Source organism: Chroococcidiopsis sp. TS-821 (genome assembly GCF_002939305.1).
GTDB lineage: Bacteria > Cyanobacteriota > Cyanobacteriia > Cyanobacteriales > Chroococcidiopsidaceae > Chroogloeocystis.
Genome location: NZ_MVDI01000002.1, coordinates 1 through 19,837 on the forward strand (window position 1 = coordinate 1; position 19,837 = coordinate 19,837).

Below are 19,837 nucleotides of genomic sequence, written 5' to 3' on the forward strand. Positions count from 1 at the left end.
GCGCGGCGGAAGACCCCGAATTCGAGACGTTCTATACGAAAAACATTCTGCTCAACGAAGGTATTCGGGCTTGGATGGCTCCCCAAGACCAGCCTCACGAGCATTTCCAATTCCCTGAGGAGGTACTACCCCGTGGAAACGCCTTATAATGCCTCTTTTAATCGAGATTTAATAATGGGCGGCGGTCGCGACCAAGAATCGACCGGTTTTGCCTGGTGGGCAGGTAATGCCCGTTTAATTAACCTATCTGGTAAGTTACTGGGTGCTCACGTTGCTCATGCTGGTTTGATTGTATTCTGGGCAGGGGCGATGACTTTGTTTGAAGTCGCGCACTTCATTCCAGAAAAGCCAATGTATGAGCAAGGACTCATTTTGTTACCTCACCTTGCTGCACAAGGCTGGGGTGTAGGTCCTGGTGGTGAGGTGATTAACACATTTCCTTATTTTGTCGTTGGTGTACTCCACCTTATTTCTTCAGCTGTTCTTGGATTTGGTGGTATCTACCACGCGATTCGCGGTCCAGAAACCTTAGAAGAATATTCTTCGTTCTTCGGTTACGACTGGAAAGATAAGAACAAAATGACCAGCATTATTGGTTTCCACCTCATCATTCTTGGATGTGGTGCGCTGTTGCTGGTAATTAAAGCCATGTTTGTGGGTGGTCTTTATGACACCTGGGCACCTGGCGGTGGCGACGTACGCGTGATCACAAACCCGACACTGAATCCAGCAGTCATCTTTGGCTACGTGCTCAAGTCTCCGTTTGGCGGTGAAGGTTCGATTGTCAGTGTAAACAACCTAGAAGATGTTGTTGGCGGTCACATTTGGGTCGCGTTACTACTGATTTCTGGTGGTATTTTCCACATTTTGACTAAGCCTTTTGCTTGGGCGCGCCGCGCTTTCATTTGGTCAGGAGAAGCTTACCTATCTTACAGCTTAGGTGCTTTGTCCTTGATGGCGTTTATTGCCACTTGCTACGTTTGGTTTAACAACACTGTTTATCCCAGCGAGTTCTACGGTCCTACAGGTCCAGAAGCATCGCAAGCTCAAGCACTGACCTTCTTAATTCGCGACCAGCGCTTAGGTGCTAACGTTGGCTCTGCGCAAGGTCCTACAGGTTTGGGTAAATACTTGATGCGCTCCCCCACTGGTGAAATCATCTTTGGTGGTGAAACAATGCGCTTCTGGGATGTCCGTGCGCCTTGGTTAGAGCCGCTACGCGGTCCTAATGGTCTTGATTTAGATAAGATCAAGAACGATATTCAGCCTTGGCAAGCTCGTCGTGCAGCTGAGTACATGACGCATGCACCTCTAGGTTCGATCAACTCTGTAGGTGGTGTAGCAACCGAGATCAACTCTTTTAACTATGTATCTCCACGTTCTTGGCTAGCTGCCTTCCACTTTATTATGTTCTTCTTCTTCCTTGTAGGTCACTTGTGGCATGCAGGTCGCGCAAGAGCAGCAGTGGCTGGCTTTGAAAAAGGTATTAACCGCGAAAATGAGCCAGTATTGGCCATGGGTGAACTTGACTAAGCAACAGACTGGCTTTTGTCAGTTCTAATAGTAAACGTAGCTTCTGTGTTTCAACAGGAGCTATTTTTTTATTAGATTTCTTGTATGAAGAGAATGACGACGATGTAGAGAAGATGCCTGTGTAGCTTTAGTCAATAGAGGAAGTGAGGACATTGTATAAGATCTTAATAACTTCTAGTAACTTCCCTGAAGGAAGTTTAACCCTGTCTCTTGAGCTCTGACTCCGGCTATGTTAACTAATTGCAAAAGTTTTCCCAGCTGATCTATGACACAATTTGACTTAGCGGATATCAGATAGGCAGCTTATGTTACTCATGTAAGTATATGAACGACTTTGAATCTATAGGAGCTTTGCAATGGACACCTGAAGCCAAAGCCAAGCTTAAAAACATTCCTTTTTTTGCGCGAACTCAAGCTAAAGCACGAATTGAGCAATTAGCCCGTGTATCGGGGCAACAAGTTGTCACAGTAGAGTTGGTTGAGCAAGCACGAGTAGAATTTGGTCAGTAGCCGCGATCGCCGTTTCTGGAAATCTTAATAACGAGATGAGAACAGCTTAAAGCGAATTTAGTTGTTCGTTAACGAGTTGCTAGCACGCCCTTAACGCTTCATGAGTAGGGTGTAATTGACTTTAACTATATGTCACAAAGCAGGCTTTTCTTTAAGACGATACCTGTAGCGTGCAAACCATATGAAAATATACCAAAAGCGGCTCCTAAATGCCGGTTTTTGCTACAGTTTCAGCATCGTTGGGTTAGCAATATCTTTACCAGCATCTGCTTTAGCAAATTCGTGTCCCGAACCGAAAGCAGTTCAATATAACATCACAGATCCAACAATTCAGCTTGCGAGTTGGGTAGATGCACCGCAAACTTTGATTCCAAAACTTGTACAAGATCTCGGACCTTGGCTTGCTGCTTACTTGAATCCCTATCCAACACCAAAGCTGCACCCCAGAGCAAAACAGGCAAGAGTACCAATTATCATGTATCACGATATCTTGCCCCAGAAACAAGTCTTTTTTGACGTTACACCCCAGGAATTTGCCACTCACCTCGAATTAATTCGATCGCACAAACTCACTCCAATTAGTTTGGCGCAATTAGTTACTCATCTCCGTACTGGTATACCATTACCGAAAAAACCTATTTTACTGACATTTGACGATGGCTACAGCAGTCATTATCACTATGTTTATCCCTTACTTAAAAAATACGGTTATCCAGCTACTTTTTCAATTTATACATCTAACATTGGTAAAAATACAGGAAGACCGCACGTCACCTGGGAACAATTGCGACAAATGGCAGCCGATCCTTTGATCGCGATCGCAGCTCACAGCGTCACCCATCCCGCTGATTTAACTGTTTTACCCGAAGAGCAACTGCGATTTGAAATTAGTGAGTCAAAACGAATTCTAGAAACTCAGTTGGGAATTCCTATTGATTACTTTACTTATCCTACAGGAAAGTATGATTCGCGAGTAGCGCGCTTGGTCGCTCAAACAGGGTATAAAGCTGCACTAACGATGGATGATTCGGAGGATCGCTTTGCAGGACAATCGGAGAGTCTTTTGGCGATCGCCCGTCTTGGACAATCACGCTTAAAGCACGCGATCGCTGCTACCTGGGGAGGATCTCAATTACCAGTTTGGGGTGAAAAATTTGACTTTACATCTGAAATTACTGTTAGCAAAACCACGATTAACTCTTCGCGACTGATTTTGATCGCTGGTGGGAAACCAATCACAATTCATGCTAAAAGCCGCTACCAAGTTCCACAAATTCTCGCAGGTAGTCCGGCGATCGCTGCTGTCGATGGCGGTTTCTTTTCGCTCAAATCTCTCGACTCTAATGTCATGATTGGACCTGTATTGAGTCACAGCGGCAAATTCATTCCTGGAAACAATACTGAGAATCGAAAACTCAGCGGACGCCCTTTGGTACTCATCAATTCTCAAGCTGTCAAATTTATTGCTTTCAACCCCCAACAGCACAACACGCTAGCCGGATTAAACGCCGCACTACCAAACGTTACCGACAGTTTTGTCGCAGCTGCATGGCTAGTCAAGGACAATCAACCGCAACCCGCCAGTACCTTTGGTAGTTTGTTTGATTATGACGCGGCTCGCCACCGAGCTTTTTGGGGAATCAATCAAGCAGGACAACCAACAATCGGTGTTTCTACAACACTAATAGATTCAGTGTCGCTAGGAATCGCACTTGCTCAAGCTGGATTGCGCGACGCTGTGATGCTCGATTCTGGTGCAAGTACTTCACTTGCTTACAAAGGAGAATCCCTTGTCGGTTATACGCCCCGCCCTGTACCTCACGTTGTGGCATTGGTTCCTCCACAAACAATGACTCAAAGCAACTGTGTTATGGCATCTAGGTAAGTCGATGAGCCTGCACCGCGTGCTTCAGAAAGAATCTCAGGAGAATAATATAATTACAATTACGATTAAACTGCACCCCAGCCTGGCGGTGGTAAGGCAACTTGATCGTCTGGTTTCGATTGCGAAACGCGCTGCATACTAGCTGATAGCCAAATAAACATCTCTTGAAAATTAAGTCCTTTTAACTTCAATGGCGTACGCACGACAATCTGGCTAAGACGATCCATGTTAGCCCCTTCGACACCTACCGCAAAAAAGGCAACGCGCTTGCTATTTTCATCATCTCTAATTCGCTGTGCCGCTTGTTCTACAAGGCTTTCTAACTCTCCTTGTGGTTCGCCATCTGTAATGAGAAACACCCAGGGACGATAGTAGGCAATGCCGTTGTTGCGATACTCAGTTTTGCGCGCCTGAATTAAATCTAGCCCTTGATGAATTGCTGCACCCATGTGAGTCAAACCATGCGCAACGAGGGTTGGTGGCTCGAACTGATCGGCAGTGACAAACTCTTGAACAACTTTTACCTCAAAATTGAATGAAATAATCGCTACCTCAACTCGTTTTCTAGCAAGGCTGTCACGATTTAACTCATCTCTAAATACTTTTAATCCTTCATTTAGTGCTTCAATTGCTTCGCCCTGCATCGAACCAGATGTATCTAGAAGCAGAACACAAGGACACCGTGGTTCTGGGTTTTCGGCGAATTCTACAGCATCTTCAAGTTTCAAAATTTCTGGCATAGATCTATATTTGAAAATTCTCTAGTTATTGAAGCTACTACAGGTTGAACCGTGAGTTTCTTAAAATTAATTGATTATCTTAACAGAGATAACAAAAAACTACTCTACTTAATTAAATTTTGGCTGTCATACCGGAGGTTGCCTAATTTTAGATAATGTGCTAAGCAATTTTTATCTACACTTTTAAGTAGCTTTTATACAAACTCATTAAAATATCTGCAATATTCTTCAATCTTCTGCAATTTTAAACTATCAGCTAGGCATACATTTTCTTGAAGTTATCTTGAACATTAAACGTGAAGCAAATTAGAGAGCTTTGTTTAGTAGCCTTCTTATCTATTTGAATTAAGATGCTATTTTTCAAGTTGGCTGTCTTACATTTGTATACTCTATAGATTAAAGAACATCTATCATAACTTTTGATAAGCACAGACCACTTAGAGTTTTAGACTAAGTGTTTTGAGGGAAGTTTCCTCAATGCAAGCAAGATTACGAAGTTACATATAACAAAAATTTAAATTAAAATGCAATTGTATAAATTTAGACTCAGATAATCTGCGTAATAGTTCGTTTAATTTCATCAATTTAGGGTGCTGGTCGGATAGCAGGGTTGGATAACTTAAGTATTTTTCCAGGCATAACGTAACATTAAGTTACAAATTACGCAACTCTAGTCATCGTTAACGCCAGGTTTTAATTAGCCGTAGCGTTCATCGCCGCGAGGAAAGCTTGTTGAGCCACTTGCTTGTAAGCCGTATCTAGATAGTTCATCAATACATCGGATGAATTAGCATCAGAATCGTCAGCTAGATCGTGGGACAGTGGAATTGCGCCTAACGTTTCTAGGACATCACTGCTGGTTGATGGAGCGATCACGACTAAGTTAGGATCGAGTGGTTCTTGATACTGCCAAAACGATGCACTCGTGTTGGTTGATGTCGTCTCCAGTGTAGATGAAATTGGCGCTGGTTCAGTACTCACAACTTCTTTTTGGTGCGCGCTGCGAAACTCGCGCAAAGCATCGATAATCTGGTTTTTGGTTCGTCCGCGCAGCTGAAATAAGACAAAAGGATCTTCGCTAAAGCGATCGCCTAGCTGATAGTACACTGCACCAATATGCTTACACGGATTAGCTTTATCAGGGCACGAGCATTTGCTCCGCACTTCGGAAAGTGTAAACGGAAATAACGATAGTCCATTGGCAGTAAAGACTTCTTCGATATTAGGTGGCATTTCACCTGCTAGGAGTTTTGCCGCAAAAATCGCGCGTTGCGACATTGTTTCAATGACGTAACCCCACTGTTCATCGGTAAAAGGTTCCAGAAATAGCGAAACTTGATATGGCTCAGGTTCTGTGCCTTGTACCCGTGCTGATACTTTTGCGCCTTCAAACTCTATACTCAAAACATTACCTTGACGCGCGTAGTTACGCGCCCGTTCCAGACGCTTTTTGAAGCGGTAAGAATCGAGGAGATCGAGCCAGCGTTGCGACCACCATTCGCGGCTTGCTTGAAAACTAAAATTGGTCATTCTGCATCCTCATCAATTACAGCATTACGGTCAAGCACGAGTAGATTGCGCAATTGATCGGTATCTAACTCTGTCAACCACTGTTCGCCTGCACCGACAACTTGTTCGGCTAAGGCTTTTTTGCTTTCAATCATTTCGTGAATTTTTTCTTCTAATGTTCCCGTACAGACAAACTTGTGGACTAAAACGTTCCGTGTTTGACCGATACGAAATACGCGATCGGTTGCTTGGTTTTCTACCGCAGGGTTCCACCAGCGATCGAAGTGGAAGACGTGATTCGCCCGCGTTAAATTCAACCCGACACCGCCAGCTTTTAAAGAAAGAATCATAATCGGCGGACCTTGCGGATCGTGCTGAAAGCGATCGATTATTTCTTCGCGTTGTTTTTTGGAAGTACTGCCATAAAGAAAGAGAATTTCACGCTGTAAATGCTGTTGTAGATAAGGTTGTAGCAGTTTACCCCACTCAGCAAATTGCGTGAAAATTAACGCGCGATCGCCTTCGGCTAAAGCTTCTTCCAACATCTCTCCAAGGCGCAGTAACTTTCCTGACTGACGCGGTTGTGTAATTTTATCTTGCTTGAAATACAGTACAGGGTGATTGCAAATTTGTTTGAGTTTGACGAGTAGTGCTAAAATCATGCCTCGTCGTTGCAGTCCTTCTGCGGATTCGATTTCTGCTAGTGATTCCTCGACGACTTGTTGATACAAGGCGGCTTGTTCGGGGCTGATACCACAAAACTCTGTCATTTCCTGCTTTTCAGGCAAATCTTGAATGATATCGCGATCTGTTTTGACGCGTCGCAGAATAAAAGGCTGAACAAGCGATCGCAACTGTGTTAGAGAATCAACATCACCGTATTTTTCGATCGGCATTGCAAAGCGCCGTTGAAAAAATTGTCGCGTGCCTAAATAACCAGGATTGAGAAAATCTAAAATTGACCACAATTCCTGCAGGCGGTTTTCCACTGGGGTTCCTGTCAGGGCAATGCGAAACGACGATTCGAGTTGGCGAATTGATTGCGACTGCTTTGCTTCAGGATTTTTAATATTTTGTGCCTCATCTAGCACAATTCCTTGCCACGAAACACTTTGTAAATCTTTGAGATCGCGGTGAATCAACGCATAACTTGTAATTACAAGATCGTGCTTGCGTGCGGCGGTGACAAATGTTTTACCTTTGGGACGCTTATCGCCGTGGTGCAGCATCACTTTCAACTGCGGAGCAAATTTTTTGACTTCGCGCTCCCAGTTGCCTAATACTGAAGTTGGACAAACCAGTAGTGTAGGATTTTCCAGTGCCCCTTGCTCTTTCTGATGCAGCATAAAGGCAATAAACTGAATGGTTTTACCAAGTCCCATATCGTCGGCGAGACACGCGCCTAAATTCCAGCGTTCGAGAAAGGCAAGCCAGCTAAAGCCGCGGATTTGATACGGACGAAGTTCGCCTTGAAAACTTTTTGGTGGGGGTAATAAAGCGATCGCCTGATTATTTGTCAATGCGGACATCAATTCTTGTAGCGCTCCCGTTGCTTCAAAATCGACAACGGGTAGTTTTTCAATGACTAAGCTGTCGCCAGTACTCAAACGTAAAGCATCTTCGAGTGACAGCGATAACTTATCTTTGCGACTTGCAAAAAAGCTTTGAGCCGTTTTGATATCTTGCGGTCGCAGTTCTACCCACTCGCCGTTGATTTCCACTAAGGGGCTATTCAATGCGACTAAGCGGTCAAATTCAGCTTTCGATAAAGTTTGTCCGCCAATGGCTAATTCCCACTCGAAATTTAATAAACTCTGCAACCCCACTCCTTGTTTTTGACGCGGTGTCACAGCGCGGATTTTCAACCCTAAGCGATTTGCCCAACCTTCACGATTTGCTAAACTCGGCGGTAAAATCACTCCTAATCCGCTATCTGTAAATTTTGCTGCGATTGATTTGATAAATTCGTAGGCTTCCAGGGGCGTTAAACAACACGACGTCGGATATTGCTCGTCTAAACTTGCTGCTATGGGAGCAAATAAACGCGAAGCTAGCCCTAATCCTCTTAACAACGTTTCTTGTGGTTGATGAATTGTGCGATCGCCAATTACCCACTCAGCAACCGGATGACGCCAAACGCTTGCTGCATCGACAACAAATTCGGGATCGCTAGCTGCTTGCAAACCGTATGCTAACGTCCACTCGTTACCTGTTGCGGGTGGATGCAAGATAAAACAAGTCCGAATTTGAGCTTGGTTAATTTGATACTGGAGCGGTGCTGTCCATGCGTTCAGTACGGCGACTAATCTTTCAAGTTGGTTGGGTGCGGCTTTGACAATTTTGTCTGGTGTTGTTAATGCTTGCAACCATTCTGGTATTGGAGAGGGTGCGTTTGGCGGTATAGTGCCATTGAGTATGGTTCTTATTTGCACGTCTATGGTGCTATCTAAAAAGCTTAATATCACTTCTTGCGGCGACGGTTGGGTTGCATCGTCATTGTCTGCTGCACCAGTGCGATAAGCAAGACAAACACCAGGTATGACTTTCGCAAATTTTTCGAGTCGTGAAGTATCGATGGCGCTATCTAAAAGCGATCGCCAGCTAGCCTTGAATGAATCATCAAATTTCTCTAAGGCAGGTAAGAACTTGCAGCGACTGAGAAGAGCCAAACTCCAACGCGCAACGTGCGACCAAAAGCGTAAATCGCCTCCTAGGTACTCGTCCACTTGGCTAGCACTACCCAATGGTAACGAACTGAGAAATTGAAAGGCAGCTAAAGGTTCTAAAAGTAAGCCTTGCACGCGCCAAGGTTTGAGCGTATAGTCAGCGTCTTGAGATGCGGCTGAATGGACGGGATAGCCTGTATCAGGATCGGTTGGTAAGGCAAATATAGCAGTGGGCGATCGCGCGATTTCTACCACGCCAGTCGCTTGTCTCGATTTTCCTTTACGAGTGCGTTCAGTAGTAGCCGTTTCCGTCACTGGCAACGCCGATTTTAAGATGTCGCGCGATACTTGTGGCAAAAAATCAGTTTTGTGCAGCCATTCGTTTAATTCCACTGGAGTCATTGCCAACGGATGGTCTAAGTTCTCTGTTGACGAGGGTGCTATCCTACTCAAAGCGCGCCACGTTTCTCCCCAAATGAATAAACTGTGGTTTTCAATTAGCCAACTTCCATGTAAAATTGCCATTTACCAACTACTCAATCTGACACAAATACTTCTGTTTATTTAAGTTAATCAATATGCTAATTCAGTTAGCATAAGATTTACTATAAATTTTTCTATTTTTAGTTTTATCAGGATATGTTTTATTAAAGCTAACAGCAAGTTTAATGATAAATACTCTTACTTTCTGTACTTATTAAAGTTTTGGCTAAAAATATCAAATTATCGACAAGCTAAAACTTTTACCCTAAAAAATAAATACAGCAACTTAATGTATTATATATAATTTATCGCTTTCCAAATTTAAAAATATTTGCGCCTAAAATAATAGAGCTATAAAATATTTATTTTGAATAAAACCTTAGCAATTACCTACATTATTAAACCAGTCTTCTAACTACAATACTCGTGAGTTAGATACGCTAGATTTATTCTATAACCAGAATAGCATTTTTAAGCAAAAACTAGATTGCTGCGAGTTATAGTATAAGCGTTAAAATCCAGGAATTTAGAGCACCGCAACATTCGCTTTGTTTTTTTTGAGGCAAAAATTCTGAAAACGTGGAAGTATTAACCAATTCTCAGCCATGGCTTCAGCTAATGGACGTTTATCCGATGTATTGACGATTTATGTAAAATACCGTAAGTACCCTCTGCAAGTTTGAGTAAAAAAACTTACTTCATTTAACTAGGGCAACCTTCGTTTGACTAAATACACATATAAACTTGAAATCTTACGTCTTAATCCTCGTAACATTAGTACTTATTTTGTCCTGCGCTGTAAGGCAGTTACAGGGCTAGAAATGCTAGGATTGCCACAGAAAAAGAAAGTGATAAAGAAGGACAAAAAACTTAATGGTAGAGATTGATAGGTCAATATCCTTTGATGGAAGGGATATTAGATTGACCGTAGGTCTACTAGCACCCCAAGCTGGTGGGTCAGTTTTAATGCAATCTGGGGATACTGCTGTGTTAGTCACAGCTACCCGCTCTGCCGCAAGGGAAGGCATTGATTTTTTGCCGCTAACGGTAGATTATGAAGAAAGACTATATTCCGTTGGTCGGATTCCTGGTGGTTTTCTCCGGCGCGAGGGTCGCCCACCAGAAAAAGCAATTCTCACCAGCCGTTTAATTGACCGTCCACTCCGCCCTTTATTTCCTCAGTGGTTGCGCGATGACCTACAGATTGTAGCAACAACTTTATCAATGGACGAACTAGTGCCACCCGATGTATTAGCTGTGACGGGTGCATCACTAGCGGTATTGTTAGCCAAAATACCGTTTGATGGTCCGATGGCAGCAGTGCGCGTTGGTTTAGTCGGAGACGACTTTATCATTAATCCCACGTATGCAGAAATAGAGGCTGGAGATTTAGATTTAGTTGTCGCCGGATCGCCAGCGGGCGTAATTATGGTGGAAGCGGGAGCCAATCAGTTGCCCGAGCAAGACATCATTGAGGCAATTGATTTCGGTTATGAAGCTGTACAAGACTTAATTCAGGCGCAAAGAGACTTGATAGCGGATTTGGGAATAGAGACGGCATACGAGGAACCACCCCCTGAAGTCGAACCGGTATTAGTCGAGTTTATTCGCGATCGCGCCGAAGCGCCAGTGAAACAAATTTTGTCGCAATTTGACCTCGACAAAAATAGCCGCGATGCTGCACTAGATGCCATTAAAGAAGAAATCGTTGCAGCGATCGCCGAACTTCCCGAAGAAGACCCGATTCAAGTTGCTGCCACGACAAACAGCAAAGCTGTAGGCAACATATTCAAAGACTTAACCAAAAAACTCATGCGCCGTCAAATTGTGGAAGACGGCGTCCGCGTTGATGGTCGTAAGCTTGATGAAGTTCGCCCAGTGTCCTGTCGTGTAGGTGTTCTGCCGAAGCGAGTTCATGGCAGTGGCTTGTTTAATCGCGGACTCACCCAAGTGCTATCTGCGTGTACGCTAGGTACGCCAGGAGACGCCCAAGCCTTATCTGACGATCTGCAACAAGACTTAGAAAAGCGCTATATCCATCACTACAACTTCCCACCCTTTTCCGTAGGAGAAACTAAGCCACTGCGTGCCCCAGGACGCCGGGAAATCGGTCACGGTGCGCTCGCCGAACGCGCTCTCGTACCAGTATTACCACCTAAAAATGAGTTTCCCTACGTCATTCGTGTCGTCTCCGAAGTTCTCTCGTCTAACGGTTCTACCTCAATGGGTTCGGTTTGCGGTTCGACGCTGGCGTTAATGGATGCAGGCGTGCCCATTATTAAACCTGTCAGTGGCGCAGCGATGGGTTTAATCAAAGAAGGCGATGAAGTCCGCGTTCTTACCGATATCCAAGGTATAGAAGACTTTTTGGGCGACATGGACTTTAAAGTTGCAGGTACAGATAGCGGAATTACAGCCTTGCAAATGGATATGAAAATTCCTGGTCTATCATTAGACATCATCGAGCAAGCAATTCAGCAAGCCTTACCAGCGCGATTGCATATTTTAGAAAAAATGCTGCAAGCGATCGACAAGCCGCGCTCTACAATGTCGCCTTTTGCCCCGCGGCTACTCACAATTAAGATCGATCCAGAAATGATCGGCATGTTAATTGGACCTGGGGGCAAAACAATTAAAGGCATTACCGAAGAAACAGGAGCCAAAATCGATATTGAAGACGACGGTACAGTAACCATCTCTGCTGTTGACGAAAGCAAAGCTAAACGGGCAAGAAATATCGTTCAAGCTATGACCCGCAAGCTGAACGAAGGTGATGTTTATGCTGGGAGAGTCACTCGTATTATTCCGATAGGCGCTTTTGTCGAATTTTTACCAGGCAAAGAAGGGATGATTCATATTTCTCAACTCGCCGATTATCGCGTAGGTAGAGTCGAAGATGAAGTCGCTGTGGGTGATGAAGTAATTGTCAAAGTTAGAGAGTTAGATAGTAAAGGTCGAATCAACCTGACACGTTTGGGAATTCATCCCGATCAAGCCGCTGCAGCACGCGAAGCTGCATCAATGAATCAATAATCTATTCACAGCAATTAGCAGTGAGCGGTTGGCAATTAGCTAAAGACGAATGGCTAATAGCTAATCGCTTTGTTAATTTGCAACTTGGTTTACATCTATCCTGTTTTAACCCTGACCTCTACCGTCGTCTGCTATAGAATCAGCAAGCTAAATGTGACATTGATCCCTGAAAGCTTTAAACTATGTTTTACATTTGATTGTGTTCTAAATTTGGATTGATTGAGTCACTTGTGCGAAAAATAATTATTGCCGGTAATTGGAAAATGTATAAAACCCAGGCAGAATCCCTGGAGTTCTTGCAAGGATTTATGCCGAGTTTGGAGCAAACACCAGAAGCGCGCGAAGTCGTGCTATGCCCTCCGTTTACTGCACTGTCGTTAATTTCTAAAAATCTTCACGGAAGCCGCGTGCAGTTAGGCGCGCAAAATGTTCACTGGGAAGATCAAGGAGCTTATACAGGTGAAATCGCGGCTCCTATGCTTGCAGAAATTGGCGTACGTTACGTCATTGTTGGTCATAGCGAACGACGGCAATATTTTGGTGAAACTGACAAGACAGTTAACAAAAGATTAAGAGCAGCCCAAGCGCATGGTTTAACTCCAATTTTGTGTGTCGGGGAAACAAAGGAACAACGCGATGCGGGTGAAACTGAAGCACTCATTTCGATGCAGTTGGAAAAAGATCTGGTGGAAGTCGATCAGCAAAATCTTGTCATCGCCTACGAACCAATTTGGGCAATTGGAACGGGTGATACTTGCGAAGCATCAGAAGCAAACCGCGTGATTGGGTTAATTCGCACTCAGCTAAGTTATCCTGATACGCCGATTCAATACGGTGGTTCAGTGAAACCAAACAATATTGATGAAATTATGGCACAACCAGAGATTGACGGTGCTTTGGTCGGAGGGGCAAGCTTAGAACCAGGTAGTTTTGCCCGAATTGTCAATTATCAGTAGTAGTGACTTAGACTTAACTCGATGGCAACCTTAAACTCGTTTGAGTGGGGTAAGCGTACCTACCTGATGGGAGTGTTGAATGTCACGCCAGACAGCTTTAGTGATGGTGGTGAATTCAATACCCCACCTTCTGCGTTAGCTCAAGCACGCCGCTTAGTCGCCGCTGGCGCGGATATTCTTGATGTTGGCGGACAATCAACGCGTCCTGGTGCAGTTGAAGTCTCGCTCGAAGAAGAACGAGAGCGCGTCTTGTCTGTATTACAAGTCCTACGTCCAGAAATTTCTGTTCCCATTTCTGTGGATACAACGCGAGCAACAGTTGCCAAAGCTGCGGTGAAGGCTGGTGCAGATATCGTTAATGACATTTCTGGCGGGACTTTTGATACAGATATGTTGCCTACCGTGGCTGAGCTTGGCGTACCTATTGTATTAATGCATATTCGCGGTACACCACAAACCATGCAACAACATACTGAATATGAAGATTTAATTGGGGAGATTTATGCGTTTTTAGCCAATAGAATTAGTGCGGCGATCGCCGCCGGAATTCCGCAAAATTGCATTATTATCGATCCTGGAATTGGCTTTGCTAAAAAATACAACCAAAGTATCGAAATTATTCGTAACTTATCTGCGTTTCGCTCGCTTAATTGTCCCATTTTAGTAGGACCATCGCGAAAAAGTTTTATCGGACATATTCTCAATCAACCCGAACCTAAAGCACGAGTTTGGGGAACCGCCGCCGCGTGTTGTGCAGCGATCGCCAACGGTGCAGATATTCTCCGAGTTCATGATGTTCGAGAAATGCACGATGTCTGCCGCGTTGCTGATACTTTATTTCGATAGTTACAAAAAACAAAGTATTTAAATATACTGAAATTTAGTTGATATTTAGACATTTACACGCAATTCAATAACATATTTGTGAACTCAACTTTACCGTAGCTTTAAATAAAATCATTTTTGATCGCTAGCTTTATCAAAAAATTATTCTTTCCAAAACTTAATCGGTTTAATCTCATACTATCGGGGTGAAACCTGATTTTTTAACTCAATAACTTGTGCTACGTCGATTGACGTAGACGTAAATACTGGTATTGGTACAAAAATATGGCAACCATCAACGGTACTCCTGGCAACGATACATTAACCGGAACCTTATTTGCTGATACTATCTTTGGTTTTGCCGGTAACGATTTGCTACGAGGTTTAGGCGGTAATGATACGCTCAACGGTGGGTTGGGTAACGATACACTTAATGGGGGCGCGGGCGTTGACTCTCTTACAGGTGGCGCTGGTAACGATACTTGACTATGAAAACACTCGCTAAATGGTCTGTAGATGACTATCATCGAATGGTTGAAGCGGGTATTCGGCGCGATCGCCGTGTGAAATTAATAGCCGACGAAATTGTTGAGATAGGTCCAGTTATCCCAATTCATTACACCACAGCAAGATGAGGAGCAAAATACTTAGAAGAATTGCTATTGGGTAAAGCTGATGTTCGGTTTACTGGTTCTATTACTTTATCAGATTCAGAGCCTGAACCTGATACTGCTTAGAGTCAGCGTACAGCGATCGCCATCCTGCTTTTCAAGATATCTTCTGAATTGTAGAAGTAGATAAAACAAGAATAAAGAAAGACGTGGAAATCAAGGCTGCAATTTACGCAACTGCTGCAATTCAAGAGTATTGGGTTTTGGACTTATCTGTGAAGGAGATAATTGTATTTAGAAATCCTCAAGCGGTTAAGTATACCGAAGAATATACGATTCAAAAAGAAATGATTACACCACTAGCATTTGCAGACGTTACAGTGTCTGTTGAAAAGCTTTTAACCTAAGATAATACGGCGAGTAATCGAAGTCAGGAATACTACGGTTCGCAGATTTGTATAGCCTTAATGATCTGCTGGGTAACATATGACTGAGCTGTGTGTCATTTTCATAGGTTAGTGCAGAATTATGTCGTGGTTATTACCTGTATTTAGTGTGTGTGCATTAGATAGTTCTTGGTTATGGGCTGCATGGAACAGTCCACAGGATGCTGATACTTTTCTAAAAAAACCTAAAAAAGATTTAGCTTTGGATTGCTTAATCTATGCGGAAGCACCCTCTGAGGAAATTGCTATTAAAACAGCGCGTAAGCTACTAGGTAATCACATTAAACAAATAGGTAATGAATGGGCTATAGAAGTCTGCAAAGCAGTTGGCAAGAAACCTCGTACTGATACTGTTGAACGTAAAGCAGTTAGCAAGAAACCTCGTATTGATACTGTTGAACGTGAAGTAGTCACTGATGAACTTCAGAAATCTCTAGATCAACTTCATTTGTTGACTGGATTAAGTGCCGTTAAATCTACAGTTCAAGAGTTGGTCAATATTGCAAAAATAGCTCAGATGCAAACCCAGGTAGGTATTAAAGCGCCTTCAATTACTAGACACCTTGTATTTACAGGCAATCCTGGAACTGGCAAAACTACAGTGGCTAGGATTCTTGGTGCAATTTACAAAAATCTTGGTGTTTTGTCAAAAGGTCACTTTGTTGAAGTAGACCGAAGTCATCTAGTTGCAGAATATGTAGGACAAACAGCACCCAAAACAGTCAAAGTAGTTGAATCTGCTTTAGGAGGTGTACTTTTTATTGATGAAGCTTACTCGCTAGTTCCAGACGATCGTGGAGATACATTTGGACAAGAGGCCATCAACACCCTCTTGAAGATGATGGAAGATCATCGAGAGGATTTGGTAGTAGTGGTTGCAGGATATAAAGCAGAAATGTCCAGATTCATTGATTCTAATCCTGGTCTCAAGTCGAGATTTTCCAGATCAGTTCACTTTGAGGATTATTCTCCATCTGAGTTAGCCGAGATTTTCAAAGTTAGATGCGAACAGCATGGCTATCTAATCTCTGCTCAGACACTAGAATCAGTGCGTCATTTAGTCAATCAATTTGAACATCAAATTGGAGAACTTGGAAATGGTAGATTTGTGAGAAATATTTTCGATCGTTGTATAGCTAATCAGTGTAACCGTTTAGCAGCACTAGCTAACCCAACAAAGGAGGATTTAATAAGTTTCCTCCCTGCTGATGTTCCTACTCGCGAACAAGTAGCACAGTCTATCTTTTAACTACATCCGCGTATCCAGCGCTACTAAAGACAATTGGATACAAGGCAAAAGCCCTTTTAACTCAACAAAGGGTGGGACATACCCACCCAATCGCTTAATACTCAGGTACTGAAGGATCGACTTCGCGACTCCAAGCGGTAATACCACCTTTGACATTTATTCCCTCAATTCCTGCTTCTTTGAGAATACCCAGCGCTTTTGCAGATCGTCCGCCCATCTTACAATGCGCAATTAAACGATGACCATTAAATAGTTCTTTTACTTTCTTGACGCCTTCACCGCTTTCAATCTCAGATAAAGGAACGAGGACAGAACCTGGAATTTTGGCAATTTCGTATTCATTAGGATTGCGTACATCAAGCAGTACAAAATCATCTGCGCCGCTATCGAGTAATTGCTTTAATTCCTGTACGGTCATTTCTTGCATTTCCATCTGTCGTTTTTCCTCTTCGGCTTTTGCTTGGGGAATACCACAGAAAAATTCGTAGTCGATGAGTTTATCAATAACAGGACGTTCGGGGTTAGGGCGCAGTTTCAACTCGCGAAACTTCATATCGAGGGCGTTAAATAGCAACAAGCGTCCGCTTAAGGTTGTCCCTTGTCCTAAAATAATTTTGATAGTCTCAGTCGCTTGAATGACCCCGATAATACCAGGTAAAATTCCTAAAACACCACCTTCAGCACACGAAGGAACCATCCCTGGAGGTGGCGGTTCGGGATATAAGTCGCGGTAGTTGGGTCCGCCTTCATAGTTAAATACAGTTGCTTGTCCTTCAAACCGGAAGATTGAACCGTAGACATTGGGTTTATTAGACAACACGCACGCATCATTGACAAGATACCGTGTCGGGAAGTTGTCTGTACCATCGACCACAATATCGTAGGGTGCGATGATGTCTAAAGCATTCTCTGAACTGAGGCGCGTTTCGTACAAATCAACTTGACAATTTGGATTGATTTCCAAAATGCGGTTTTTCGCTGATTCAATCTTGGGTTTACCAACCCACGATGTGCCATGAATCACTTGCCGTTGTAAGTTTGAATTATCGACAACATCAAAATCGACAATTCCAAGACGTCCAATACCCGCAGCTGCAAGGTATAAAAGTAACGGCGAACCTAGTCCACCTGTACCAATACAAAGTACGCTTGCTGCTTTGAGGCGCTTTTGCCCATCAAGTCCAACTTCGGGTAAGATTAGGTGGCGCGAATATCGTTCGTATTCTTCTTTTGTTAGCTGGATTTCGTCCAGATTGGGATTGAGCATAGCAGTGTGTGAAAGAACGGATTTTTGATCCTAGTCCAAAGATAACCTTTGGATGTTTGGATTTTTGTAGTTTTTAAAATAACGACTCAACGCGTTCTGTAACGATCAGGTTTTCGGACTGGAATTGATGACGGTCGTCCAGGCTCCAGTTTTGCACATCATCACATTCGCCATTGACCACCGAAACTATGATATACGAGTATTGTTGCCAAGCATAGATGCGATCGCATTCGGAAGGAATTGCCGGATGATTCGGGTGTGAGTGATAAATACCAATTATATCTAAAGAGCGATCGCGCGCAGCTTTTTGGATTTTTAACATTTCTTGTGGGGCGATCGCGTATCGATCGCTTTTGCCATGATTGCTCGTATCATCTTCCCATTCAAGTGCTGCGGCGTGCCAAGCATTTTCGGTTGGGACAACTTCGGTGACTAATTTTTGGTTGTCAACCGCTTTACCCAATAATAAACCACAGCATTCTTCTGGGTACGTGCTTTCGGCGTGCGTGCGAATTGCTTGTAGCTGCTGTGGAGAAATCTTTACTACCATATCTGTCTTTCGTTTACAAACAAAGGCAGGAAAGAAAGGGCACTAGACGAAAAGCTGAAGATATTCATAAAAAATACCTGTTGTGGGTACAAAACTTGATGCACGCTCCAGAAATACAAAGTGTCTTTGTTTCAATCTCTTGTTTTCCAATCCTGCGTTTCTTCTACCTTCTGCCTTTTACCTTCATGTGCGCCAAGATAAAGTTCGCCGACTTTCGGATCGTTGAGTAATTCCCTCCCTGAACCGGTAAAGCGATCGCGTCCTGCATCGAGTACATAACCCCGATGCGCCATTGTTAGTGCTTTACGCGCGTTTTGTTCTACAAGCACAATTGCGGTTCCTGCCTTGTTAATTTGTTGTATTTGCTCGAATACATTATTGACGAGTAACGGTGAAAGTGCGGCGCTAGGTTCATCCAACAACAGCAAACTCGGTTCTAGCATCAATGCTCTCCCCATTGCCAACATTTGGCGTTCTCCTCCTGAAAGCGTTCCTGCTTTTTGGCGGCGGCGATTTGCCAAGACTGGGAAGGTTGTGTAGATTTTCTCTTTTAATTCACTTAATGGCGTGTTGCGAATAAACGCCCCCATTTCTAAATTTTCTTCTACACTCAAAGAAGGAAAAACGTTGGCAATTTGCGGTACATAACACATGCCGCGCTTGACAATTTGGTTTGATTTAAGTCCAGCGATATTTTCCTTGTTAAAAGTGATTTTCCCACGCCGGGGAGTCAATAGCCCAAATATCGTTTTTGCTAAAGTTGATTTTCCTGCACCGTTAGGACCAATAACTGCAACTAATTCTCCAGGAAAGATATGAAAATTAATTCCTTGCAAGATGTCTAGGTCTTTAACATAACCCGCCCAGACATCCTCAACTTCTAATAAAGGAGTCGTCTGTATCATACGCGTACAGCCAAAAAAGGTGAAGTATGAATATTATCCTGCAACCTTCAGCTTTTAGCTGCATAACATAATTACTACATTTAACCTAAGTACAATGCATGAGGTATCAAGATGGTGTTTACTACTTTCTTTGACAAATCTCGTTATTTATTACTTATTTAGGGAGTTTTTTGCAAATCTGGTCTTTCTTCTGGAACAATTGCATTTTCTACAGGACAAACCTGAATACAAATACCGCAGTCAATGCAGGTAGCAAAATCGATCCAGTACCAATCAGTACCCTTCATATTTTTTCCTGGTCCAGGGTGAATACAAGCTACAGGACAAGCATCAACGCAGTCAGCAACTCCTTCACAAGTTTCTGTAACAATTGTATGCGGCATGATTTCTCTCTTCTGCTTCTTTAAACTAGGTTGCTTAGAATATTTTTTGATTCTAGCAAAAAACTTTTAATTTAAGTTTTCTTGCGCCTATGTTTGTTACTTAAAAATTACCGATGTATAAATATTTTCTTATTCCATTTTCATTATATAAATAGCTAATAAGCCTAAATCAATAGTTTATTCCTTAAGTAGGTTGTGATAATTATCGATAGTTATTTACTACTTTTTACCTGCACAATTTAACGCTGAACCAGAGCTTGAAAAGAAGGCAGTGTTTTTTAGTAGG

15 protein-coding genes and 2 pseudogenes are annotated in these 19,837 nt (G+C 43.1%); 10 read left to right on the plus strand and 7 right to left on the minus strand.

Annotated features, from left to right (window positions below):
- From B1A85_RS07665 to B1A85_RS07680, 4 genes and pseudogenes are all read left to right on the plus strand, one after another.
- Positions 1-149: pseudogene (locus B1A85_RS07665) on the plus strand (photosystem II protein D2); the annotation flags it as partial.
- Between the two features lie 25 nt (positions 150-174).
- A complete protein-coding gene (gene psbC, locus B1A85_RS07670; protein ID WP_104546338.1) occupies positions 175-1,533 on the plus strand; it encodes a photosystem II reaction center protein CP43 in 1,359 nt (452 codons plus the stop codon).
- Positions 1,534-1,857: 324 nt separating this feature from the next.
- Complete coding sequence (locus tag B1A85_RS07675) at positions 1,858-2,043, plus strand: PCP reductase family protein (protein WP_104546339.1); 186 nt, start codon at positions 1,858-1,860, stop codon at positions 2,041-2,043.
- Between the two features lie 181 nt (positions 2,044-2,224).
- Complete coding sequence (locus tag B1A85_RS07680; protein ID WP_104546340.1) at positions 2,225-3,928, plus strand: polysaccharide deacetylase family protein; 1,704 nt, start codon at positions 2,225-2,227, stop codon at positions 3,926-3,928.
- 65 nt (positions 3,929-3,993) lie between these two features.
- Here the strand turns inward: B1A85_RS07680 and B1A85_RS07685 are convergent, their stop codons facing one another.
- The 3 genes from B1A85_RS07685 to B1A85_RS07695 all read right to left on the minus strand — a co-directional run bounded on the left by B1A85_RS07685 (position 3,994) and on the right by B1A85_RS07695 (position 9,368).
- Entirely contained in the window at positions 3,994-4,668 is a 675-nt protein-coding gene (locus B1A85_RS07685; RefSeq protein WP_210404293.1) for a VWA domain-containing protein, read from the minus strand.
- 693 nt (positions 4,669-5,361) lie between these two features.
- Positions 5,362-6,198, minus strand: a complete 837-nt coding sequence (locus tag B1A85_RS07690; RefSeq protein WP_104546341.1) for an SWIM zinc finger family protein — start codon at positions 6,196-6,198, stop codon at positions 5,362-5,364.
- The gene (locus B1A85_RS07695; RefSeq protein WP_104546342.1) at positions 6,195-9,368 is read right to left on the minus strand and encodes a DEAD/DEAH box helicase; all 3,174 of its coding nucleotides are present in this window, start codon (positions 9,366-9,368) and stop codon (positions 6,195-6,197) included. Before B1A85_RS07695 ends, B1A85_RS07690 begins: the two co-directional genes overlap by 4 nt.
- An 831-nt stretch (positions 9,369-10,199) precedes the next feature.
- On the opposite strand from B1A85_RS07695, the gene B1A85_RS07700 reads away from it, so the two are divergent.
- The 6 genes and pseudogenes from B1A85_RS07700 to B1A85_RS07725 all read left to right on the plus strand — a co-directional run bounded on the left by B1A85_RS07700 (position 10,200) and on the right by B1A85_RS07725 (position 16,446).
- Positions 10,200-12,359, plus strand: coding sequence for a polyribonucleotide nucleotidyltransferase (locus B1A85_RS07700; RefSeq protein ID WP_104546343.1), 2,160 nt, complete (start codon positions 10,200-10,202; stop codon positions 12,357-12,359).
- Positions 12,360-12,589: 230 nt separating this feature from the next.
- Positions 12,590-13,315: a triose-phosphate isomerase gene (gene tpiA, locus B1A85_RS07705; RefSeq protein WP_104546344.1), complete on the plus strand. Its 726-nt coding sequence runs from the start codon at positions 12,590-12,592 to the stop codon at positions 13,313-13,315.
- A 21-nt stretch (positions 13,316-13,336) separates the two neighbouring features.
- Positions 13,337-14,161, plus strand: coding sequence for a dihydropteroate synthase (gene folP, locus B1A85_RS07710; RefSeq protein ID WP_104546345.1), 825 nt, complete (start codon positions 13,337-13,339; stop codon positions 14,159-14,161).
- 264 nt (positions 14,162-14,425) lie between these two features.
- Complete coding sequence (locus B1A85_RS25530; protein WP_104546346.1) at positions 14,426-14,626, plus strand: calcium-binding protein; 201 nt, start codon at positions 14,426-14,428, stop codon at positions 14,624-14,626.
- Between the two features lie 2 nt (positions 14,627-14,628).
- Positions 14,629-15,158: pseudogene (locus tag B1A85_RS26040) on the plus strand (Uma2 family endonuclease).
- Positions 15,159-15,279: 121 nt separating this feature from the next.
- A complete protein-coding gene (locus B1A85_RS07725) occupies positions 15,280-16,446 on the plus strand; it encodes an AAA family ATPase (RefSeq protein WP_104546347.1) in 1,167 nt (388 codons plus the stop codon).
- Between the two features lie 94 nt (positions 16,447-16,540).
- On the opposite strand, the gene moeB is transcribed toward B1A85_RS07725, so the two are convergent.
- The 4 genes from moeB to B1A85_RS07745 form a co-directional block, all read right to left on the minus strand.
- Positions 16,541-17,713 (minus strand): molybdopterin-synthase adenylyltransferase MoeB, encoded by a 1,173-nt coding sequence (gene moeB, locus B1A85_RS07730; RefSeq protein ID WP_104546348.1) that lies wholly within the window; start codon positions 17,711-17,713, stop codon positions 16,541-16,543.
- Between the two features lie 73 nt (positions 17,714-17,786).
- The gene (locus tag B1A85_RS07735; RefSeq protein ID WP_104546349.1) at positions 17,787-18,263 is read right to left on the minus strand and encodes a Mov34/MPN/PAD-1 family protein; all 477 of its coding nucleotides are present in this window, start codon (positions 18,261-18,263) and stop codon (positions 17,787-17,789) included.
- 131 nt (positions 18,264-18,394) lie between these two features.
- Positions 18,395-19,168 carry an ABC transporter ATP-binding protein gene (locus tag B1A85_RS07740; RefSeq protein ID WP_104546350.1) on the minus strand — a complete coding sequence of 258 codons (774 nt, stop codon included), beginning with the start codon at positions 19,166-19,168 and terminating at the stop codon, positions 18,395-18,397.
- A 158-nt stretch (positions 19,169-19,326) separates the two neighbouring features.
- Positions 19,327-19,551 carry a ferredoxin family protein gene (locus B1A85_RS07745; RefSeq protein WP_104546351.1) on the minus strand — a complete coding sequence of 75 codons (225 nt, stop codon included), beginning with the start codon at positions 19,549-19,551 and terminating at the stop codon, positions 19,327-19,329.
- Positions 19,552-19,837 lie beyond the last annotated feature (286 nt).